Origin of the sequence: Microbispora triticiradicis (assembly GCF_005864065.1) — a bacterium.
Classification (GTDB): domain Bacteria; phylum Actinomycetota; class Actinomycetes; order Streptosporangiales; family Streptosporangiaceae; genus Microbispora; species Microbispora triticiradicis.
Map to the genome: position 1 here is coordinate 579,694 of NZ_VANP01000001.1, position 18,119 is coordinate 597,812.

Below are 18,119 nucleotides of genomic sequence, written 5' to 3' on the forward strand. Positions count from 1 at the left end.
CGGTCTCAGTGGCCGTGTCCCTGGAACTCGGCTCCGGCGTCCGCTCGGGCCGGCAGGAGCACGGCGGTGATCACCACGGCCAGGGACAGCACCGCGCCGATGACGAAGGCCAGCCGCATGCCGCCCAGGTTGGCGAGCACCTCCGTCGTTCCCGCGGACCTCAGGGCATCGGCCCGCGCGCTCATCACGGTGATCACGAGCGCGGTGCCAAAGGCCGCGGCGACCTGCTGCAACGTGCTCAGGATCGAGCTGCCGTGGGAGTAGAGGTGCGGGGGAACCGCGCCGAGCCCGAGGGTGAACACGGGGGTGAAGGTCGCGGCCAGGCTCACCATCAGCAGCGCGTGCAGGCCCAGGAGCTGCCAGTACGGCATGGTCATCGTGACCTGGGTGAAGCCGGCGAGCGCGAACATGATCCCGACCGCGCCGGGAACGACCAGAACCCGGCCGCCGAACCGGTCGAAGAGGCGGCCGACGGTCGGGCCGAGAAGCCCCATCGCGAGGCCGCCCGGCATCACGAGGAGGCCGGTCTCCAGGGGGCTCAACTGCCGGACGTTCTGCAGGTACAGCGGCAGCAGGATCATCGCACCCAGCATCGCCATGAAGGAGACCGACATGAGGATCAGCGCGATCGTGTAGGTGCGGTGCCGCAGGGTGCGCAGGTCCATCAGCGGCACGCCGCGCTTCTGCAACGACAGCTGGCGGACGACGAAGACGGCGATGGCGACCAGGCCCGCCGCCACGATCGAGGCGGCCACGCGGGCGTCGCCGCCCTCGAACTGGCTGAGCCCGTAGACCAGGCCGCCGAAACCGGCGGCGGCTGTCACCACGCTCAGCCAGTCGATGGCGCTGGCCTGGGTCTCCCCGACGTTCCTGAGCTGCCGCAGACCGCTCCACGCGATCAACGCGGCGATCGGGAGCACCACGGCGAACAGCAGCCGCCAGGACCCGAGCTGGAGGATCACCCCCGAGACCGCCGGGCCCATGGCGGGCGCGACCGAGATGGCCAGCGTGACGTTGCCCATCACACGGCCGCGGTCCGACTCAGGCACAACCTGCATCAACGTCGTCATCAACAGCGGCATCATCACGGCCGTCCCGGACGCCTGGATGATGCGGGCGCCCAGCAGCATCTCGAACGACGGCGCGACGGCGGCCAGCGCCGTGCCGAGCAGGAACAATCCCATCGCGGTGGCGTACGCACCCCGGGTGGACACCCGTTGCAGGAACCACCCGGTGATCGGGATGACGGCCGCCATGGTCAGCATGAAGGCGGTCGACAACCACTGCGCCGTCTGTTCCGTGATGTGCAGTGCGCCCATCAGCCGCGGAATCGCGTTGATCAGGAGCGTCTCGTTGAGGATCACCACGAACGTGGCGAGCACCAGCAGCCGGATCACGGGCGGGGTGCGCCCCGGAGCCGCGGCGGTCACAGGCTTGGCGGGTGAATCAGTCTGAGCGATTGACACGGTACCTCGATCAGGGTCGTCGGAACATGACGCGGGCATGGCTGGAGCCCCAGCCTTGGGCTCCGCAAGAAGTTGCGTTCATGGAAAGCCTGACGGACACCACCGACAAAACTCATCGCCCGCGTCCAGCATTCCGGCAAGTGACGCGAAATGTCACCCGGTTTTCACCTGGCGGCGGACACCGGCACCGCGCAGGCGACGCCTTCGGCGCCGCGGCACCGCCCGCGCCGAGCCAGGCGGCTCACGCCGTACGCGACCTCAGCCGAGCGGCAGAACCGTCGATCGGTCAACCGGAACCCCGAGCGCGGCGTCAACAATCTGTCGCGTCCCATACATCAGGAGTGAGCACATCTTGCGTCCGGTCCCCCTTGGCCTGCTGGTCGCCGCCGTCACCGTTCCCCTGCTCGCCGCGCCCGCCCAGGCCGCCACACCTGCCGTCCAGATCACCAAGATCTACTACAACTCGCCCGGCTCGCCGGACCACGGCTCGAACAGCAGCCTGAACGGCGAGTACGTGCAGATCAGGAACACCACCCGGCAGGCCGTCAGCCTGGAGGGATGGACGATGCGCGACAAGACGAAGCAGGCGGGCCACGTCTACACGTTCGGCGCGGTCACCCTCAAGGCCGGAAAGACGATCGTCCTCCGCACCGGCAAGGGCAAGGACACCTCCACCACCCTCTACTGGGGACGTAGTGGCGGCGGGACCTTCGCCTACATCTGGAACCAGGACAAGGACACCGCCTACCTGCGCAACCCCAGCGGCAAGCTCATCGACTCCTGCTCGTACAACAACAGCCGGGCGGCCTTCGTCAACTGCTGAGCGCGCGGGCCGCGCACGGTTGCCCAGCCACGCGCCTCGCGATCCCGTACGACCCGTTTGATCCGCCCGCAGGCAGCAAGTCGAGTTCGGTGACGACATCTGCGGGCCCGCGGGCGGCGGCGGCCGTGAAATTTACACCAGTAGCGGTGAATCGCCATCGGACCCCACGTCCGTCTGAGGGCCGCCGATCCCGCCTGCGCTCGCCGAGCTCCCAGGGTTTCCGAGTTCCTCCCCACGACGCCGCAGCGGCCCTGGCGGCAAGCCATCTCTTGTGATCGCCCTCTTTCCCAGTCAGGGCGGGGAATTTCGAAAAGTTTCGAAAAACCTGCCGCCGGCTTAGCCGCAGGCGGAGGGCCGACTCTCGCACTCCTACCTCCCCCAGGGCGCACCGGAAGCGAAACCACTGGTGGTTGTGGCTCTTGACGTACAACAAGCCACTTCCTATGGTCTGCATTACTTTCGTAACAACCTCGAAACTTTCGGTCATCCTCCGTACGAAGATGGAGTCGTCGTGGTCAACCGAAGCCGGCGTCCACGTGGGCCACGTCTTCTCGCAGCTCCACCGGCCGCGACGGTTCTCCCGCCGGTCGGCCGCGCCTGCTCGCCGTACCGCGCGAGCGCCGCGTGAGCGCAGTCATGTGCCCGTCGGGCGATCGTGCGCGGCTCTGTTGGAGACGAGCGTCGCCACCCGCGCACCTGCCGACACCGGTCCGGCGGGGCTGACCTGATCCACAACAGCCATCAGATCCCTGTATCCAACCCGAGGAGTTCCTGTGGTTCGTTCCGCACTGTCCATCGGCGTCCTGAGCGCCACGGTCCTGCTGGGCGGGGTGGCTCTCACCAGCTCGGCCTCCGCCGAACCGGGCGCCGCCGCTGCCGCACCGTCCAAGGCCGTCCGCTACCCCGCGGACTCGCTGCGCGCCCTCGGCGACCGGATCGGTCTGCGCATCGGCACCGCCGTGAACATGGACGAACTCGGCAGCAACACCGACTACACCAAGATCACGGCTGAGCAGTTCTCCAGCGTCACCCCGGAGAACGTGATGAAGTGGCAGCTGGTGGAGCCCACCCGCGGCACCTACGACTGGGCGCCGGCCGACCGGCTGGTCGCCTTCGCGAAGACGAACAAGCAGCTGATCCGCGGCCACACGCTGGTGTGGCACAGCCAGCTGCCCACCTGGCTCTCCTCGGACGGCTACACCACCACGCTGTCCAACGACGAGCTGAAGGCCCTGCTCAAGAAGCACGTCCAGGACCAGGTGAAGCACTTCAAGGGCGACATCTGGCAGTGGGACGTGGTCAACGAGGCGTTCGACGACGACGGGAAGCCCCGCCAGACCGTCTGGTACAAGGCGTGGGGCGGTCTCGGCTACATCGCCGACGCCTTCCGCTGGGCGCACGAGGCCGACCCGAAGGCCCTGCTGTTCTACAACGACTACAACCTCGAGTTCACCGGGCCGAAGAGCAACGCGGTGTACGACTTCGTCAAGACGCTGAAGGCCCAGCGTGTGCCCATCGACGGCGTCGGCTTCCAGGGCCACCTCGACACCCAGTACGGCTTCCCGGACCTGCAGAACAACCTGCAGCGCTTCGCGGACCTCGGCCTGAAGGTGGCCGAGACCGAGGTGGACGTCCGCACGTTCACGCAGGCCGCGCCGAACGTGAACACCCCGACCGACCCGCTGGCCCCGTACGCCCAGGAGAGCTACTGGTCCCGCGCCCTGAAGGCCTGCCTGGCGGTGCGCGAGTGCATCTCGTTCACCCCGTGGGGCTTCGGCGACACGTACTCCTGGATCCCCGGCTGGTTCGACAACCCGCAGGAGGGCGCCGCCCTGCTGTACGACGCGGACCTGAAGCCCAAGTCGCAGTACTACGTGATCCAGCAGGACCTGGCACTGGCCGCGGGCGCGCCGCGCCGGAACGGCCCGGGCGCCGGCCACTGACCGTACCGACAGGAATGGGGTCGCACTCCACGAGTGCGGCCCCATTCGCCGTACCGCGCGCTCGGCCGCCGAGCAGGACAGGCCCGGCACACAGGGTTCACTGCGCGGTGCCTGGTGAGCCGCCCCAGAGGCGACGCGCGGGGCGGCTCCTCGCCTTCGCGCTGTGGCTCCTGCCTGCCGCCCGGTACGACTGCGGACTGGCCATGCGGGCCGAGCTCGCGCACCTGGAACAGCCCGCCGTCGCCGTCCTCGCCGCCACGACGACAGGGATGCTCACCCTGGTCAGCACGAGGCATGATCTCCGTCACAGCGGCGGCGCCGCCGCCGGACGATGGCAACGACGTACAGGAGCAAACCCGCCGACGTGAGGACGAAACCGGCCCAGACCGTGGACAAGGCGCCCCAGCCGGCATCCAGGGTGACCGCGCCGCCGATCGCGCCGAGGGAGTTGGCCAGATTGAGGGCGGCCAGGTTGAGCGCGCCCATCAGGGTCGGGGCGTCGGGCGCGAAACCGGTCAGCCTGACCTGGATGGTGGGGATCGCGAGCATCATCGTCGCGCACTCGGGCCGCCGTCGGTGACCACAGACCATGACAACGTGGTCGCGGTATGGGTATCGGACGGTCAGTCCACCTCGCGAAACTCGGCCAATCGCCTCAGCGCTCCCCTGTCTCCCTCGTCCGCCAAACGCTGCAGCACCGCGACAGCCTCGTCCACGTCACCCGTTTCCCACAGAAGCTCGGCCAGTTCGTAGGCGGCGTCGTCGTGATGGGCGCCCGCTCGTCGACGAAGCTCATCCACATCACCGAGCTCGCGTAGCCACCGGGCGACCTGCCTGCCGGCGTAGCCATAGCCGTTGTCCCAGTACTCAGCCGAGGCCACACCACGCAGAACCTCGATCGCGTCTCGGTGCTCCCCGCGTTCCCACAGCAGGGTGGCGAGTTCCCACTTGGCATCCCAGTTCTCGTAGGGGGTGGTGCTGGAGGCCACCCAGCTCTTCAGGGCTTCGAGATCTCCCTGCTCGCGTAGCCATAGGGCGTATTCGCGCTCCGCCGAGCTGTCGCCCGCCGCGCTGCGGCGGCGCAGTTCCTCAATGTGTCCTTGCTCTCTCAGCAGCACGACCAGCGCGTTCTTGGCGTGCCCCAGCCCTTCCTCGGCGTGGCGCCGCAGCGTCTCAAGGTCGCCGCGCTCCCGCAGCACGTTCATGTACCGGCGCACATACCAGTCGGCATCGAGGTGGCGGCCGAACATCGCGAGTGCCAGGTCCAGGTCCCCCTGCTCGCGGGAGAGGTCGACGAGGACTTCGGCGATCGCTGGATTCTCCGACGCCCGGCGCCGCACCTCCGCCTTCTCGCCGCGTTCCCACAGCCATCTGGCCAGTTCCTCCTCGGCCACCCCACCGCGACCGGCATCGGCCATGCGCCGCAGCTCCTCGATGCTCCCGCTGTCACGGAGCATGTGCACCAGCAGTTCGCGGGACTCGACATCGGTCTGGGCGTGCTCGCGCAGCAGGGCGAGCGCGCCGTCGATGTCGCCCTGCCTGCGCAGGAGACCGGCGAGGGCCACCACGGCATCCGGGGCCCCTTCGTCCAGCCGGCGCCGGGCCAAGGCGATGGCCTGGCCGGGGTCGAGCCGCTCCAGGAGGGTCAGTAACTGCTGCTCCACCGGCTCCCCGCGCTCCGCCAGCGTGCGTAACCAGCGCAACCGCACCTTCGCGTGGAGATCATCCTGGATCCTGGCGTGGCGGAACTGCCACAGCGGACCGTTCTTCCGCAGGATCGCACGGTCGTAAGCGTCTTCGAGGAACCGTGACAGCCGCCACGGCAGCTGCCGGAGCACCGCGAGCCGCCAGTGTGCCAGCCGGAAGGTGAGTAGAGCGCGCCCGCCCGAGCCGAGAGCGGCTCCGGCGGCGAAGGTGACCGTGCCTGCGGCCACGATCGGGACTGGGTTCGCCGACGGGGCGAACAGGGTGGCGGTCACCGCGAACGAGCCCATGGCCAGGAACCCGTAGCCCAGCGCGTTGGCCAGGACGGACCTGCGCACTTCTGTCCGCGAGACACCGGCGTCCGGCGGGGCGTGCCGGAGCGTACCGGTGACGAGATCTATCGCCACCCTGGTCGTTGCACAGAGCAGCCCGCCTGCCGGCCCCAGCCACCCCGCCTGAGACGCCAGACCGGCGGCGATGCCGTACAGCACGCCGAAGGCCAGGTGCTTGAGCCACCGGGGCAGGGGCGCCGCACCGGGGAAGAAGCGCTCCTCCGGTAGTCGCACCGGATCGATCGCGCGGGGCCAGAGGGACCTGAACCAGCTCCGACCCACCGGCCAGGCCAGCAGCAGGCAGGCCCAGAAGGTGCCGGAGCCACCTCCCGGGCCGAGCGTTAGCGCCGCCGTACTGGTAGCTGCCGCCACACCGCCCACGAACAGACCAACTGCCCATAACCTCATCGACCGGATCGGGTGCAGATCGAAAAGTGTCATCGACAGTCGCCACCAGCGCATGTCGCGGGCGCCGTCCTGGTGGAGCTGGAAGGCGAGGCATCTGAGCCAGCGGAGCGCGGCTTCGGCGCGGTAAGCACGCGGCAGGTCCTGACCGGCTATCAGGACAGGATCCTCGGCATCGTAGGCCGCCAGCAGATACCGCTCGGTCAGCCAGTAGGACACGGCGCCAGGGGTCGGTAGGCGCAGGAGATCCGCGGGATCGGCATACGAGCTCCGGCCGACCACGCGCGTCACCGCCAGCATCAGCGGTGTGCGCAGGGTCCGGCCGAGTGGACCGGACGGCGCTCGCGTGAGTTCGGCGAGGACGGGTTCCCACCGCGCCGGGTCCAGGACCGACCGGGTCAGGAAGCGCACGGCCTCGGTGACGTCCACGGCCTGCAGCTCGATCATGGCGGCGTGAGGCAGCATGGTCAGGTTCTTGTCGTAGTCCCTGCTGCGGCAGGTCACCACCAGGGGACGGCCCCCCGCCGAGGTGGCGAACTCCTCCAGCCGGGCCACAGCACGCCGGCGGAGTGCGACCGGTAGCTCGTCCAGTCCGTCGAGGACGGGGAACACCCAGTGGGAGATCGGCTTGCCGGGTCTGAGGCGCGGTTCATTCACCAACTGGTCGATGTGCGGAAGTGACGGGTGGTCCTCGGCGAGCCGCCGGGCGATGTACGCAGTGAGGGACTGAGCACGTGGATCCCAGGAGGAGGCGGACACCAGGACTGGTAACGGCTCTCCGGCGCGGGGTTCCACGAGTAGCTGTCGGCACAACAGCAAGGCCAGCACGCTCTTGCCCGCGCCAGGCTCGCCGACCACGACGAGCTGGCTTCGCGACAGCTCCAGGCGCCACACCTGAGCGATCTGGTGGACGTCGCTCTCCGCTCCTCCGGGTGTCGCGAAGCGCAGTGTCAGAGGAACGGAACGGCTGACGCCATAGCGGCGCTCCTGCTCTCCGTACGCCACCACCAGCCGCTTGGCCAGGCTGAGGGCCGCTTCTCGCAACGCCTTGTCATCGCCGCGTGGTGCTCGATGGCGCCGCCATTCCACCAACCCGGAAACGGCCAGCACCACGATGGCGAGCGGCCACACCACAAACGGCCACCACCTCCAGGGCACCTCCACGGTGTCGGTGGCGAGGTTCAGCATCACCGCCAACAGGGCGGCCAAGAGCATGACGACGACGGGCGACGGCTGCCAACCGCCCTGACCTCGACGACTCATCGTCCGCTCCTCCAGCGCGCCGCCTGGTGGCGTACAGCTGCACACGGCCGGAATTAGCGACGGCGTCCGAACCGGGCGAAACCGCTGGTCAGACGCCGTTTTGGCTGGTTGAGCGGAGAGCGTGGGATTCGAACCCACGAGACCGGTCACCCGGCCTAGCGGTTTTCAAGAACACTACGGTTCCTACATCCGCACCAGCTCTGACCTGCGCGTCAGCCTCCCGCAGTGGCATGGCCAAGGAAGATCATCCCGCACATATCCCGCAGTGGACCGGCGCTAACGATGTACGGCAAGCCGGTACAGGTGAGGTAACTGCGCTGGTTGCCTGTCCGCCGGCGTGTGGACCGCAGGAGTGCCATCAGCTGGTGAATCCGTGGCGTCGCAGGTGCTCCACCGCGTCGGGCTGGGTTCGCGTCCATCCTGTGCAGACAGCCCAGTGCACAGGGGTTCCGTCCTCCTCTTCGAGTAGCACATCATGGTTGCCGACTCCGCCGCATGCCCCCGCTTGCCCATGTGCACTGCACCGTCCAGCGGCCCCGTCCGTATCGTTGGGGAACCGGTTTGGGTCGTGGCCCTGGAAGATCCTGAGGATGGTGGATTTCATCTATCCACAGTCCAAGGGGTGATGTCGTCCGTCAATGGGCTGGGTAATCATGACCGTCCGCTTTTCAGCCAGGCGGAACAATCACCCTGCTCCTACTCTGTGGCACGAGGTCAGCGGTGCTCTACGGATGTCGCCATGCGCTGCTGGTGGCTGACGTTGTCGTCACTGATGTCGTCAACACGAGGTCGGAGACCGGCGAGCCGGAGGGGCCGAGTGGGGTCTCCGGAGTGTCTGATCCCCGACACAACTCCAGCAGGACCAGCAATAGTGTCAGTTCTGCCGTCTACGCTATGGCCTCATGATCTCCGACGTCGAACAGGCTGCTTGTGGGCAGCGAACAAAGAAAGGGGCTCCATGTAGGCTGCCATCATGGTCAGAGTGGCCGAATCATTGGCCCCCTAGATCCGTGGCCGGCACCTGCAAGCGGCACCTGAGTCCTGAAGATCGAGCTACCTACGAAAGACTTCTAGCTGAAGATCTTGCGACTGCGGAAGCAGAACAGGCGCGCAGAGAGCCAGCCTGCTGGACCTGGGTGGCACCCACGCCAGGCATCCAGATATTGCCCGGTGACGCTCATTCAGAGCGCCAAGCTGCCCTACGACTGCGGGACTGGCAAAGAGGGGTCTGCGCCATTTGTGGCGAGAAAGCCACGCTGGTATGTGATCACGATCACGATACCGGATTAGTGAGGGGATGGCTCTGCACTAGCTGCAACTCGAATGAAGACGATTCGCCGGTATGGAATAGATACAGATCTTGGACTCCCACAAGCATTTGTGGCGTAAGGATCCGATACTGGGAACGCGCTGCTCGAGAATTCGCCTCACCTCGCGGGTCCTTCAATCCCTGGGCGAAAGACGGCCCGCGGGAATGCCTTGGATGTGGAGCACCCCCAAAGAATGAATGTGACTGTCCACCCCTACTGCGCGTATCGCCCGCACACATCCTAAAGGCCATTATGGTCGTGATCGGAGCGGCAAAAAAAGCCAATCTATCAGACATCCGATACGCAATATCCGAATACGTAAATCCCGATCGCCCCCACTCCCCCGAATTTCTCCTAGTGCGCGACCTGATCCTCCGTCGCAGGACCAGCGACTTTCTCGACCGTTGGTGCGGCAACGAGAACCCTTTGACATGGCTGTCATAGGAACCCGAATTTCTTTTACTGATGTTCAGCACGCCATTCGACAGCAAGGCCCGACCATCCGGAGCGCAGTGCTCCAAGGACTGACACACAGGGCGGGGCAGCCCGCAGGGACAACACTTTCAGGAAGGTGAATATCATTCCACTGGAGGCGTTCCCGACTGCAAAAGAGCACCCGCAAGGGTTTGAGGAACCTACAACGCGGACAGGGAATACGTCTCGTTACGCTTGAGCCACCAAACGCTCACGAACTCCAGCCGGAAACCGCCACGTCCGTTTCATCAGAAAGCGCCGACAACTGACCACCCCGTTACGAGGGAAGGGCAGGCTCCTGGTTGAGGCCTTGCAGTCCTGCTGGGGCGGTAGGTGCGGGCCGGTGGAGTGTGATCACGTATGGGGCTGTTGCTGTACGGCGCTGCTGTACGGCGCTGCTGTACAGCAGTTGCCGTGACCTGTGACGGAGCCCCTCCATCAGGGCACACTGCGCAAGATCTCCATCGCCTGGAGCACGTCGGTAACAACATGGGTCCGCGTCGTGTTCCTGGTCCGGCCATGCCCCACGGTCGATCCAGATCGTGCGGAGTCCGGCTGCGCGTCCGCCGGCGATGTCTGCGATGAGGTTATCTCCGATCACCCAGCCTCCGGCGTCGAGAGTCATGCCGCACCGTTCGGCAGCGATGTTGAAGAGCCTGCGGTCCGGCTTTCGAATGCCCTCGATTGATGTGCCTCGGGTTCCGTGGAGTCGGCTTGGTTGGCCGTCATGCCAGCTGGGTGTTTGCGTAGAGCATCTCGTATTCGATCGGGGTGCGCATCCCCAGGGCGCTGTGACGTCGTTGGCGGTTGTGGAAGATCTCGAGGTAAGTTGGCCACTGGCTCATCCAAGCAAGCCTGGCTCCGTGGTCAAAGGACACCTGCCAGCGCTCGTTCCAGAGCACCTACATGCCAATCGGTTTGGCTGCATGTCGTAGCTCGCAGAAAAACTAGCGATCCCGAGCCGGGCCAAACATGATCTCATCCCAGCTAGGGACAGACGCACGTTGCCTTCGCTTCTTTGCTAGGGCACCCTTCGCAGGAGCGACGTTCTCCGGTTTGGAGGTCGCATCCGCACGCCCGACTAGCCGTTCAACACTAGGCGTCTCCACCTCCGACCGCGAATCAGGGAGATCTTCGAGATGCAAGGAACCTGCGCGGACCGCGTCATTGGTAGAGCCTGGCGCCGGTCCGACCCAACGGTCAGGCTCGTCCGTAGGCCCGGACGCCCCCTCCACCACTTGCCCGGCCTCGGGCTCCACTGACGGGAAGTCGTCGGCTGGCGCGGACGCAATCGATAGGTCGTGCGTCCCCGTAGGTGGGGCACCTGCGGGTCCTGAACAGAACTTGAGTGCCCCCTCTTCAGCCGGCACCGTCTGCTGACGGCGCGGATCGTAGAGCCATTCGACAACCTGGACGTTACCCATCCAGAGAAAGCGGATCTTGACGAGCCACAGCCCATCATCACGCTTGGCGGCGTCCCACTCAACGGCTCCAGCTGTTAGGCCATATCTGAGGAGACACTCGTTCACGAGATCAGCAAGCGTCTGCCTGCTCTCTCCCTTTGGGTGGAGGAGGACCGCCGAGCGCTGGGCCTGTACAACCATATAATCGCGCTCGTGCAGCACCGGCCCTTCGTATCGCCGGACTCGTTCCACAGGGATGCCGGCGAGAGCCGCAATCTCCTCTGCGGAATGTCCTGCACGCATGCGAGCCTGTATCTCCTTAGGACTCAGAGATTTGTCCACCTGAATCTCGTGGCGAGTACGGCAAGCAGGGCTACCATCTAAGGCGGCACGCAGACGATCACTTACTGGAAGCACATAGCGCCCTTCCTGCCCAATAACGGCCAAGACGAGGCAATCCCGACTTCTACTGACAGCAACCACTCGCAGTTCTTGCATCGGAGTCCCTTCGTCGCCGTGACCCCTGCTTATACCCCGAACCTCCCACCTTCCAGCCGCGGCCACCTCCTACCGAGTGCCGACCCAAAGGGTCGTCCGACTTGCACTCAGGGTATCGGCACAGTCACGATCGATCACTTCAGACGGACACGCTCCCACGAGCTTGCAAGATCTATTAGGCTCGGCCCGGCATCTGTGCAAAACTCCTTACACTGCGGGGCGGTAGCTCAGCCGGTCAGAGCATCGGACTCATAATCCGTCGGTCGCGGGTTCAAGTCCCGCCCGCCCTACGAGAAAAGCGAGAACTCCCGTGCAGGTTGCACGATGTCCCCACACCCAGCCACGCTCAATTAACCTCATTGGAACGTCTGTTCGAAGGTGTGTGTAGCAGGCCCTTGGTGATCATCCGGAGCCGGAGCGCCTCCGGAAGGCATTGGTGACGGAAACCGAGCTCGCGCTGCAGCTTGGAGAATTGTCGATGTTCTGCTGGCAATCGTGCGGGCGGGCTGGTCTCGGTGGTCTCTCGTGGCCTCGGTTAGCCCCTGCTGCCCTAGCCCAATGGGACGCTAATGGCACGCTGGGCTGCTCTCCTCGACGTCTGGCCGGCGTGTCGGCCATTCTTGCTCTCCAAAGATCGATGCTCCTGTCGTCTGACGCCCGCAGTCGGTAGGCTCACCGCTCGTGGTAGCAGCAGAAGCGAGACAGCCCAGAGGGGCGCTAGCGGGACCCGAGCACCTACGGGTCCGAGTCCCCACAATAGACGCGCTGGTTGCGGCGGGGTGGGACCGGTCACAGCTTCAGTGGCAACCCGAGTGGAGAGTGCCGCAGTCACCGCATGATGCCGCCAAGCGAGAGGCTGGCCGATCGTTTGCGGGCTGGCCCGTCGACCTGGCGATCTTCGATGATGTCAGCACGACGGGGCAGTGGGAGCACCTACTGGTCATCTGCGAGTTCAAGGCGCCAACCCTGACAGAAGGTGCCTCCCAGCTAGAGATTTACCTGGCGAGGGAGCCAAGAGCCCGGGCTGGTTATTGGAGTAACGGCACCGAATCCCTTACTGTCCATAAGCGAGCAGACGGCACCTTTCAGCATCATAGGAACGGCGGGATTCCTCAACCCGGCGACAATTTCGAGCGGCCCAGCGAGAAACCGCTGACCTTCGGCGACCTGGTGATCCCCGAAGCCGGGAAACTCAAGGCGGTATTTAAGAGACTGCTCGATGCCGTCGTTGCTCGCGACAGCAAATCGACTCGATCAGACGGACAGCTAAACCAGCTGTGCAATCTCCTACTGCTCAAGCTTGACTCGGATACGCAGGGGTCCTTCGAACCCCGCGAACCCCTCGCATTCCAGCTGGCGGCATCGGAAGAGGCGACCGCACGAAGAATCCGAAGCCAATTCGACCAGCTTCGCGCTACGTATGGGGACGTCTTCGCAAATGACAACGAGCCTGGCCTGTACCTGGATGACCATACAATCCAAGCGGCCGTGTACGAGCTCAGTAATTTAAACCTTCTAGAGGTCGGCACCGAAGCAGTTTCCTCGGCCTTTCAAGTGTTCCGTAGAGCAAACTTGAAGGCAGGCGAGGGGCAATACTTCACCCCTCAAAGGGTAATCATGAGCGCTGTGCGACTGATGGATATTCGGCCAGGGGACAAGATAATTGACCCTGCCTGCGGAACCGGCGGTTTCTTGGTCGAGGCCTTCAAACAGATTAGCGAGATGGGAATCGGTGCCAATCCCGGCGCCGCTAGGACATGGGCTCACCGCAATGTATTTGGCGTCGACAAGGACTCGATCAACGTCAAGTTGACACGAGCTATGATGGTTATCCTCGGCGACGGTTCAGCCCACATACATGTTGGTGATTCTCTTCTCAAAGATCGCTGGCAGCGAGACTACCCGCACCTTCCCGCGTCGGTACAGGACGGCACCTTCTCGGTTGTCATCACGAACCCACCGTTCGGCAAGAACCTCAAAGTCGCTAAGAATGACGGCAAGCGCAACGGCTACACGGTAACTAAGGCAGGGAGCCGCGAACACAAGGACATAGAGATTGGGTTGGTGTTCGTAGAGCGGGCCCATCAGCTACTTATGGCGGGTGGACGCCTAGGAATCATCCTACCGGAGACTTACTTCTTCTCGTCCTCGTACCGTTGGTTTACGGCTTGGTTAGAGGAAAGATTCATCCTGCGAGGCGTTGTAAATATCCCTATGGAGGCGTTCCAGGGATTCTGTCGGGCAAAAACAAATTTCTACGTCCTAGAAAAGAGGTAAGCGGGGTGGTACACAAGCCAGCTTGGTTCCGCGATGACCAGGTCTTCGTCTCCTACGCCCCCACCTGCGGTATCAACAAGGACGGCGAGGAGCTGTACGTTGTTGACTCTGAGACGGGACAGCGGACGAACGTTATCGACGACCGCATGGCTGACGACATTGACCGGCTTCTCTCGGGACTCACGCCCAGCACCGAGGACACTGCTAGGTGGATTAGCCGCGGTCCCCAGGAACCCTTCCTGGCCGTGCCTGTCTACTTCGACGAACGGCCACAACGAGAGTTTGAAGCCCTACTCAAAGGCGAGGATTTTGAGGGCTGGTCGAGCGCGTCGCTGGGTGAGCTAATTGATAAGGGCTGGGTAAGGGCTAGCGCGGGCCATGGCAGCCCATCAGCTGACCTCCGCACTGGTGAGGTTCCCTATATCAAGGTCAGCGATATTCGGGCTGGCCAGGTCAACATCAATCCGAGCAACCGCGTATCCAGTGTCGTTGCGGAACGCTTTTGGGGGGATCAGGAATCCGGCTTGCGAGCTTGGGATCTTATCACCCCCATCCGAACTTCAAAGAACATCGGCGAATTCGCCGTGTTGATGCCCGGCCAAGAACGGGTGGTTCTTACGAAGGAGATGCTTGTCCTTCGCGCCACTGAGGACGCCCCGTTTGACAACTTCTATCTTCTTTGGGCCATGATGCTGAAGGCCGTCCGCCGTCAGTGGGGCCGCGTGATTTTCATGCAGACGAACCGGGAAGATGTCGGGCCTCGCTACCGTGAAATAGAGATTCCAATTGCCCCTACGTCTGGTGACGCAGAAACGGCATCTCAAGCGTTCAGAACCTACTACATCGAATCACAGAAGATTAGGGATGCTTTTCTTAAGTACCTAGCCGAGGACGATCGACACCACGTATTCCTGTCGAGCGTCGAAGCTGTCGAGGAAGCCGCAGAAGAAGATTCTGAGGCTTAGCTTCCACTCCTCCGCTATCCCGTCCCCTTGGCCCTGGTCGCCAGCTTGCCTGGGCCGGTGGCTGGCGGGACGGTATCCCTACCTCTCCCATAGACCGGAGGGTTCGGCAACTTACCCCCGTCCCGGCTCATCTTCGAGGAGGGCCGGGGGTGCAAGGGGCGGAGCCCATTGCGGCTCTTCCCTCCGGATCGCCTCCGCGAGCTGGATCGCGTCGCCCTGGTTTTCGTCCTGGCCGCGGTGGGTCTTCTATTGTCTGGCGTTCGTCTTGGTGGCCGGCAGCGCGCGGGCGGCGCCGGCCGGGACCGGCCGAAGAGCCGCAGCCCGGCCGGCTGGCCGACCGGCGCGCGAGGCGGGCCGCCGTAGGCGGCTCGCCCTTGATAGCGAGAAGAAAAGTTGCTTCCCGCGGCAGGACGGTCGTTAGCGAAGTGGTTCGGCTGTGGCCCAGACGCGTTCGAGGCTGGTGAGGTAGACGGCTGTGCTGTCTTCGTCCTTGGTGGCAGTGAGGTACAGAACCGGGGCTTGGGCTGCCGGTGTGCCGTAGGCGTGGACGTTCACGAGCAGCTCGCTGTCGGCCCGGTAGATGGAGTTGTAGAGCGTCGTGCGGTGGAGGCGGATCTCCACCCCATCGACCTTCCGCAGCGGCCGGTACAGCATGAGGGCGTTGCGTACTCGGGCAGCCATGACGTCGGCTCCGATGCCTTCTTCGGCTCCTCGGGCGGCCACCTCGGGACTGTCGGGGTCGCCGAGAAGGATGCGGATCTTCACGCCTGCGCGGGCTTGGCTGGCGAGCAGGCGGATCATGCCGGTGTCCTCGGCGAGGAAGAGGCTGCTGTAGGTCAGGATGTCGATCTCGCGACTTGCGCCCTGGAAGAGCCGCCGCCAGATGTTCTGCGGTACGGCCCAGCGATGGGGATAGACGGCCTTCACTTCGTGGGAGATGGTTCGCCGTGGGTGGGCGACGTCAGGCCAGAGGTCGCCCTCGTCGAGTTGCAGCATGTCGGCGAGTGCCCAGCGGTGGCGTGGGTAGGGGATGCGGCCTTTGAGCCAGCGGTCGACGGTCTTGGGGTCCACTTCGAGGGCGGCGGCGACGTCGACGGTCTCGAGTCTTGCCCGGGCAAGGGCGTGACGCAGGGTGTCGCTCACGGGGGTGCACCTCCTGGGGGCGGCGGCTCTGCCTGCGACGTTAACACGAGACGTCCCTAGACGTCCCTTAGTCGCGGTGTAGAGGTTCCCCTGCCTCGGCGGAAGCTCGTTCGGCATGGGCGTGACTGACCGCCCACCGTCAACGCCGAAAGGAGCGCGATCCGGGCATGGAACCGATGCGGCCGATTCGCCAGCGACAGCGCGAGTATCAAGAACAGCTCTTGACGGAGCTGCGGGACGAGCTGGAGCAGCGGGGGATCACAGCAGTCCTGATAGTGGATGAGAAGAATCGCCCCGCGCTGGACGTGACCGACAACCGGCTTCGGCCCCGCCGGGTCTACGTCCACCTGGCGTTCCTGTGGTTCTACTGGGGCGACCAACACGACGAACGGGTGTCATGCCTGAAGCTGGGGCCAGCGGCCGACCGGATCGAGAAGGCGGCGCGCGAGGGCTGGCCCGAGGGCGAACAGGGCGAACTCGGCATCGACCTGGCAAAGATCGTCGATGCGCACCGCTCCTGAGCGGCGCAAGGCGTGGCTGACCGGGCAGCGCGTCTCGGGCAAGCTGGCCGAGCGGCTGCGCGAGCGGATTCGCGCGGGTGTCTATCCAGCAGGGCGAGCGCTGCCCTCGGAAATCGCCCTGACCGCGGAATTCCGTGTTGCCCGCAACACAGTGCGTCGCGCGTTGCGGGCCTTAGAGGCTGAGGGGTTGATCGTGACAGTCCCGTCGAAGGCGCGGCTCGTACAAGGCGCTGATCAGCCTGTCGACGCCTCCTACCGTTACCAGGTCATCGCCCGGGAGCTACGGCGGCGGATCGAGCGGGGCGACCTCAGCCCTGGCGACCTGCTGCCCAGCGAAGCCGAACTCCGGTGGCTGTATGAGGCGTCGCGCAACACGGTGCGGCAGGCGTTCGCGGAGCTGGAGCGGGAAGGGCTGATTGTGTCTCAACAGGGCAAGGGCCGATTCGTGCAGCATCAGGAGTGAGACGTCTCGGGACGTCCGGGTTGGAGCTCTAGGTCGGGGCCGCGAAGTGCTTATCGTCTGTCTCATGGGACAAGCCGAGTGCGCGCGTGATCTGGCCGAACGACTCCTTGCCGAGCCGCTCCCTCGGCGCTGGGCACACACTCAGGGTGTGGCAGCGCGAGCCGAATCGTTGGCCCCGATCCTCGGCGACGAGGCGGACATCCTGACCGCGGCCGCTTACCTGCACGACATCGGCTACTCTCCGAAGCTCATCGACACCGGGTTTCACCCCCTCGATGGCGCCCGCTACCTGCGCGATGTGGCGGGCGCCGACGAGCGACTGTGCCGCCTGGTCGCCCATCACTCCTGCGCGGTCAACGAAGCCACCGAACGCGGCCTGCTTAACATCCTTAACGCCGAGTTCGCCCAGGAACGGCCGGAGCTGGTGGAAGCGCTGACCTACTGCGACATGACCACAGGCCCGGACGGCCGGCACCTTGACGCACACGAGCGCCTGGCTGAGATCCACTCCCGCTATGGCCCGGACCACCTGGTGAGCCGATCAATTACGACGTCTACGCCTTGCATCCTGGCGGCTGTTGACGCAGTTGAGACGAAACTGCGCGAACTGTCGGCCCGCTGACCAACAGGCTCACTCAGCCATGTATGCCTTTCGGATCTTGGCTGCGCCGTACGCTCCGCGAGGGTTGCAGATCGGGCATCCGCAGGGCGGCATGCCGTGTGCGTTGGGCATATAGCGCCACCCGGTGACCTGATTCACGCCCCTGATGCTGTGAATCTCGCTGGCCTGGATCGGGCGCGGGACCAGGAGTTCGTATCCGCGGGCGTCCTGTTGCTCGGCGATCAGGGCCGCGGCTGCGGCACTGCCGAGTTCGACCGGCGGGGCGTTGTAGTGGCCCACCAACACCGGCTCGTCGTCAGGGATGCGGAAGTGGACGGCAACAAGAGTGCGGTGACCACTACGCCGCAGCTCACGGCCCCACTGATAGGTGATCTGGTAGGAGGGCAACACCGGCAAGCAATAGACGCCTGTGGCATCGCTCCACCCCACGCTGACGGCGCGGATGCCCACCCTCCGGATCGAGCGGATGTTTTTGGCAGGGGTGAGGTGCACGAGCAAGGTCATGGC

15 protein-coding genes and 1 tRNA gene are annotated in these 18,119 nt (G+C 64.9%); 9 read left to right on the forward strand and 7 right to left on the reverse strand.

The features are described from left to right. Positions 1-5 precede the first annotated feature (5 nt). Positions 6-1,430: an MDR family MFS transporter gene (locus FED44_RS02780; protein ID WP_244301671.1), complete on the reverse strand. Its 1,425-nt coding sequence runs from the start codon at positions 1,428-1,430 to the stop codon at positions 6-8. Between the two features lie 388 nt (positions 1,431-1,818). On the opposite strand from FED44_RS02780, the gene FED44_RS37040 reads away from it, so the two are divergent. Both FED44_RS37040 and FED44_RS02790 read left to right on the forward strand, forming a co-directional pair. After that, complete coding sequence (locus tag FED44_RS37040; protein WP_244301672.1) at positions 1,819-2,289, forward strand: lamin tail domain-containing protein; 471 nt, start codon at positions 1,819-1,821, stop codon at positions 2,287-2,289. A 773-nt stretch (positions 2,290-3,062) separates the two neighbouring features. Beyond that, positions 3,063-4,232 (forward strand): endo-1,4-beta-xylanase, encoded by a 1,170-nt coding sequence (locus FED44_RS02790; protein ID WP_138459617.1) that lies wholly within the window; start codon positions 3,063-3,065, stop codon positions 4,230-4,232. Between the two features lie 282 nt (positions 4,233-4,514). On the opposite strand, the gene FED44_RS02795 is transcribed toward FED44_RS02790, so the two are convergent. Continuing rightward, positions 4,515-4,784 carry a hypothetical protein gene (locus FED44_RS02795; protein WP_208758802.1) on the reverse strand — a complete coding sequence of 90 codons (270 nt, stop codon included), beginning with the start codon at positions 4,782-4,784 and terminating at the stop codon, positions 4,515-4,517. 71 nt (positions 4,785-4,855) lie between these two features. Further along, complete coding sequence (locus tag FED44_RS02800) at positions 4,856-7,936, reverse strand: tetratricopeptide repeat protein (RefSeq protein WP_138459618.1); 3,081 nt, start codon at positions 7,934-7,936, stop codon at positions 4,856-4,858. A gap of 902 nt (positions 7,937-8,838) precedes the next feature. Here FED44_RS02800 and FED44_RS38365 point away from each other — a divergent pair. After that, positions 8,839-9,690 carry an endonuclease domain-containing protein gene (locus tag FED44_RS38365; RefSeq protein ID WP_396697112.1) on the forward strand — a complete coding sequence of 284 codons (852 nt, stop codon included), beginning with the start codon at positions 8,839-8,841 and terminating at the stop codon, positions 9,688-9,690. 307 nt (positions 9,691-9,997) lie between these two features. On the opposite strand, the gene FED44_RS37045 is transcribed toward FED44_RS38365, so the two are convergent. Both FED44_RS37045 and sepH read right to left on the reverse strand, forming a co-directional pair. After that, positions 9,998-10,345: an HAD hydrolase-like protein gene (locus tag FED44_RS37045; protein WP_244301673.1), complete on the reverse strand. Its 348-nt coding sequence runs from the start codon at positions 10,343-10,345 to the stop codon at positions 9,998-10,000. 322 nt (positions 10,346-10,667) lie between these two features. Then, a complete protein-coding gene (gene sepH, locus FED44_RS38370) occupies positions 10,668-11,621 on the reverse strand; it encodes a septation protein SepH (protein ID WP_138459619.1) in 954 nt (317 codons plus the stop codon). Positions 11,622-11,837: 216 nt separating this feature from the next. Here sepH and FED44_RS02820 point away from each other — a divergent pair. The 3 genes from FED44_RS02820 (at position 11,838) to FED44_RS02830 (ending at position 14,863) form a co-directional block, all read left to right on the forward strand. Further along, positions 11,838-11,911 (forward strand) — tRNA-Ile (locus FED44_RS02820). Between the two features lie 391 nt (positions 11,912-12,302). Beyond that, positions 12,303-13,898, forward strand: coding sequence for an HsdM family class I SAM-dependent methyltransferase (locus tag FED44_RS02825; protein WP_138459620.1), 1,596 nt, complete (start codon positions 12,303-12,305; stop codon positions 13,896-13,898). A 5-nt stretch (positions 13,899-13,903) separates the two neighbouring features. Continuing rightward, complete coding sequence (locus tag FED44_RS02830; protein ID WP_138459621.1) at positions 13,904-14,863, forward strand: hypothetical protein; 960 nt, start codon at positions 13,904-13,906, stop codon at positions 14,861-14,863. A 417-nt stretch (positions 14,864-15,280) separates the two neighbouring features. On the opposite strand, the gene FED44_RS02835 is transcribed toward FED44_RS02830, so the two are convergent. Continuing rightward, the gene (locus FED44_RS02835; protein ID WP_138459622.1) at positions 15,281-16,006 is read right to left on the reverse strand and encodes a phospholipase D-like domain-containing protein; all 726 of its coding nucleotides are present in this window, start codon (positions 16,004-16,006) and stop codon (positions 15,281-15,283) included. Between the two features lie 167 nt (positions 16,007-16,173). Between FED44_RS02835 and FED44_RS02840 the strand changes: the two genes are divergently transcribed. From FED44_RS02840 to FED44_RS02850, 3 genes are all read left to right on the forward strand, one after another. Continuing rightward, a complete protein-coding gene (locus tag FED44_RS02840) occupies positions 16,174-16,527 on the forward strand; it encodes a hypothetical protein (protein WP_138459623.1) in 354 nt (117 codons plus the stop codon). Further along, positions 16,511-16,990 carry a GntR family transcriptional regulator gene (locus tag FED44_RS02845; protein WP_138459624.1) on the forward strand — a complete coding sequence of 160 codons (480 nt, stop codon included), beginning with the start codon at positions 16,511-16,513 and terminating at the stop codon, positions 16,988-16,990. Before FED44_RS02840 ends, FED44_RS02845 begins: the two co-directional genes overlap by 17 nt. A 64-nt stretch (positions 16,991-17,054) precedes the next feature. After that, complete coding sequence (locus tag FED44_RS02850) at positions 17,055-17,612, forward strand: HD domain-containing protein (protein ID WP_138459625.1); 558 nt, start codon at positions 17,055-17,057, stop codon at positions 17,610-17,612. A 9-nt stretch (positions 17,613-17,621) separates the two neighbouring features. Here FED44_RS02850 and FED44_RS02855 read toward each other — a convergent pair whose 3' ends face one another. Then, complete coding sequence (locus tag FED44_RS02855; RefSeq protein ID WP_138459626.1) at positions 17,622-18,116, reverse strand: hypothetical protein; 495 nt, start codon at positions 18,114-18,116, stop codon at positions 17,622-17,624. Positions 18,117-18,119: the final 3 nt, after the last annotated feature.

Bases quoted from the DNA above. Each gene is read 5' to 3' on its own strand.
- FED44_RS02795 (WP_208758802.1), bottom strand. From the start codon at position 4,784: ATGATGCTCGCGATCCCCACCATCCAGGTCAGGCTGACCGGTTTCGCG.
- FED44_RS02800 (WP_138459618.1), bottom strand. From the start codon at position 7,936: ATGAGTCGTCGAGGTCAGGGCGGTTGGCAGCCGTCGCCCGTCGTCGTC.
- FED44_RS38365 (WP_396697112.1), top strand. From the start codon at position 8,839: ATGATCTCCGACGTCGAACAGGCTGCTTGTGGGCAGCGAACAAAGAAA.
- FED44_RS37045 (WP_244301673.1), bottom strand. From the start codon at position 10,345: ATGACTCTCGACGCCGGAGGCTGGGTGATCGGAGATAACCTCATCGCA.
- sepH (WP_138459619.1), bottom strand. From the start codon at position 11,621: ATGCAAGAACTGCGAGTGGTTGCTGTCAGTAGAAGTCGGGATTGCCTC.
- FED44_RS02840 (WP_138459623.1), top strand. From the start codon at position 16,174: ATGGAACCGATGCGGCCGATTCGCCAGCGACAGCGCGAGTATCAAGAA.
- FED44_RS02845 (WP_138459624.1), top strand. From the start codon at position 16,511: ATGCGCACCGCTCCTGAGCGGCGCAAGGCGTGGCTGACCGGGCAGCGC.
- FED44_RS02850 (WP_138459625.1), top strand. From the start codon at position 17,055: ATGGGACAAGCCGAGTGCGCGCGTGATCTGGCCGAACGACTCCTTGCC.
- FED44_RS02855 (WP_138459626.1), bottom strand. From the start codon at position 18,116: ATGACCTTGCTCGTGCACCTCACCCCTGCCAAAAACATCCGCTCGATC.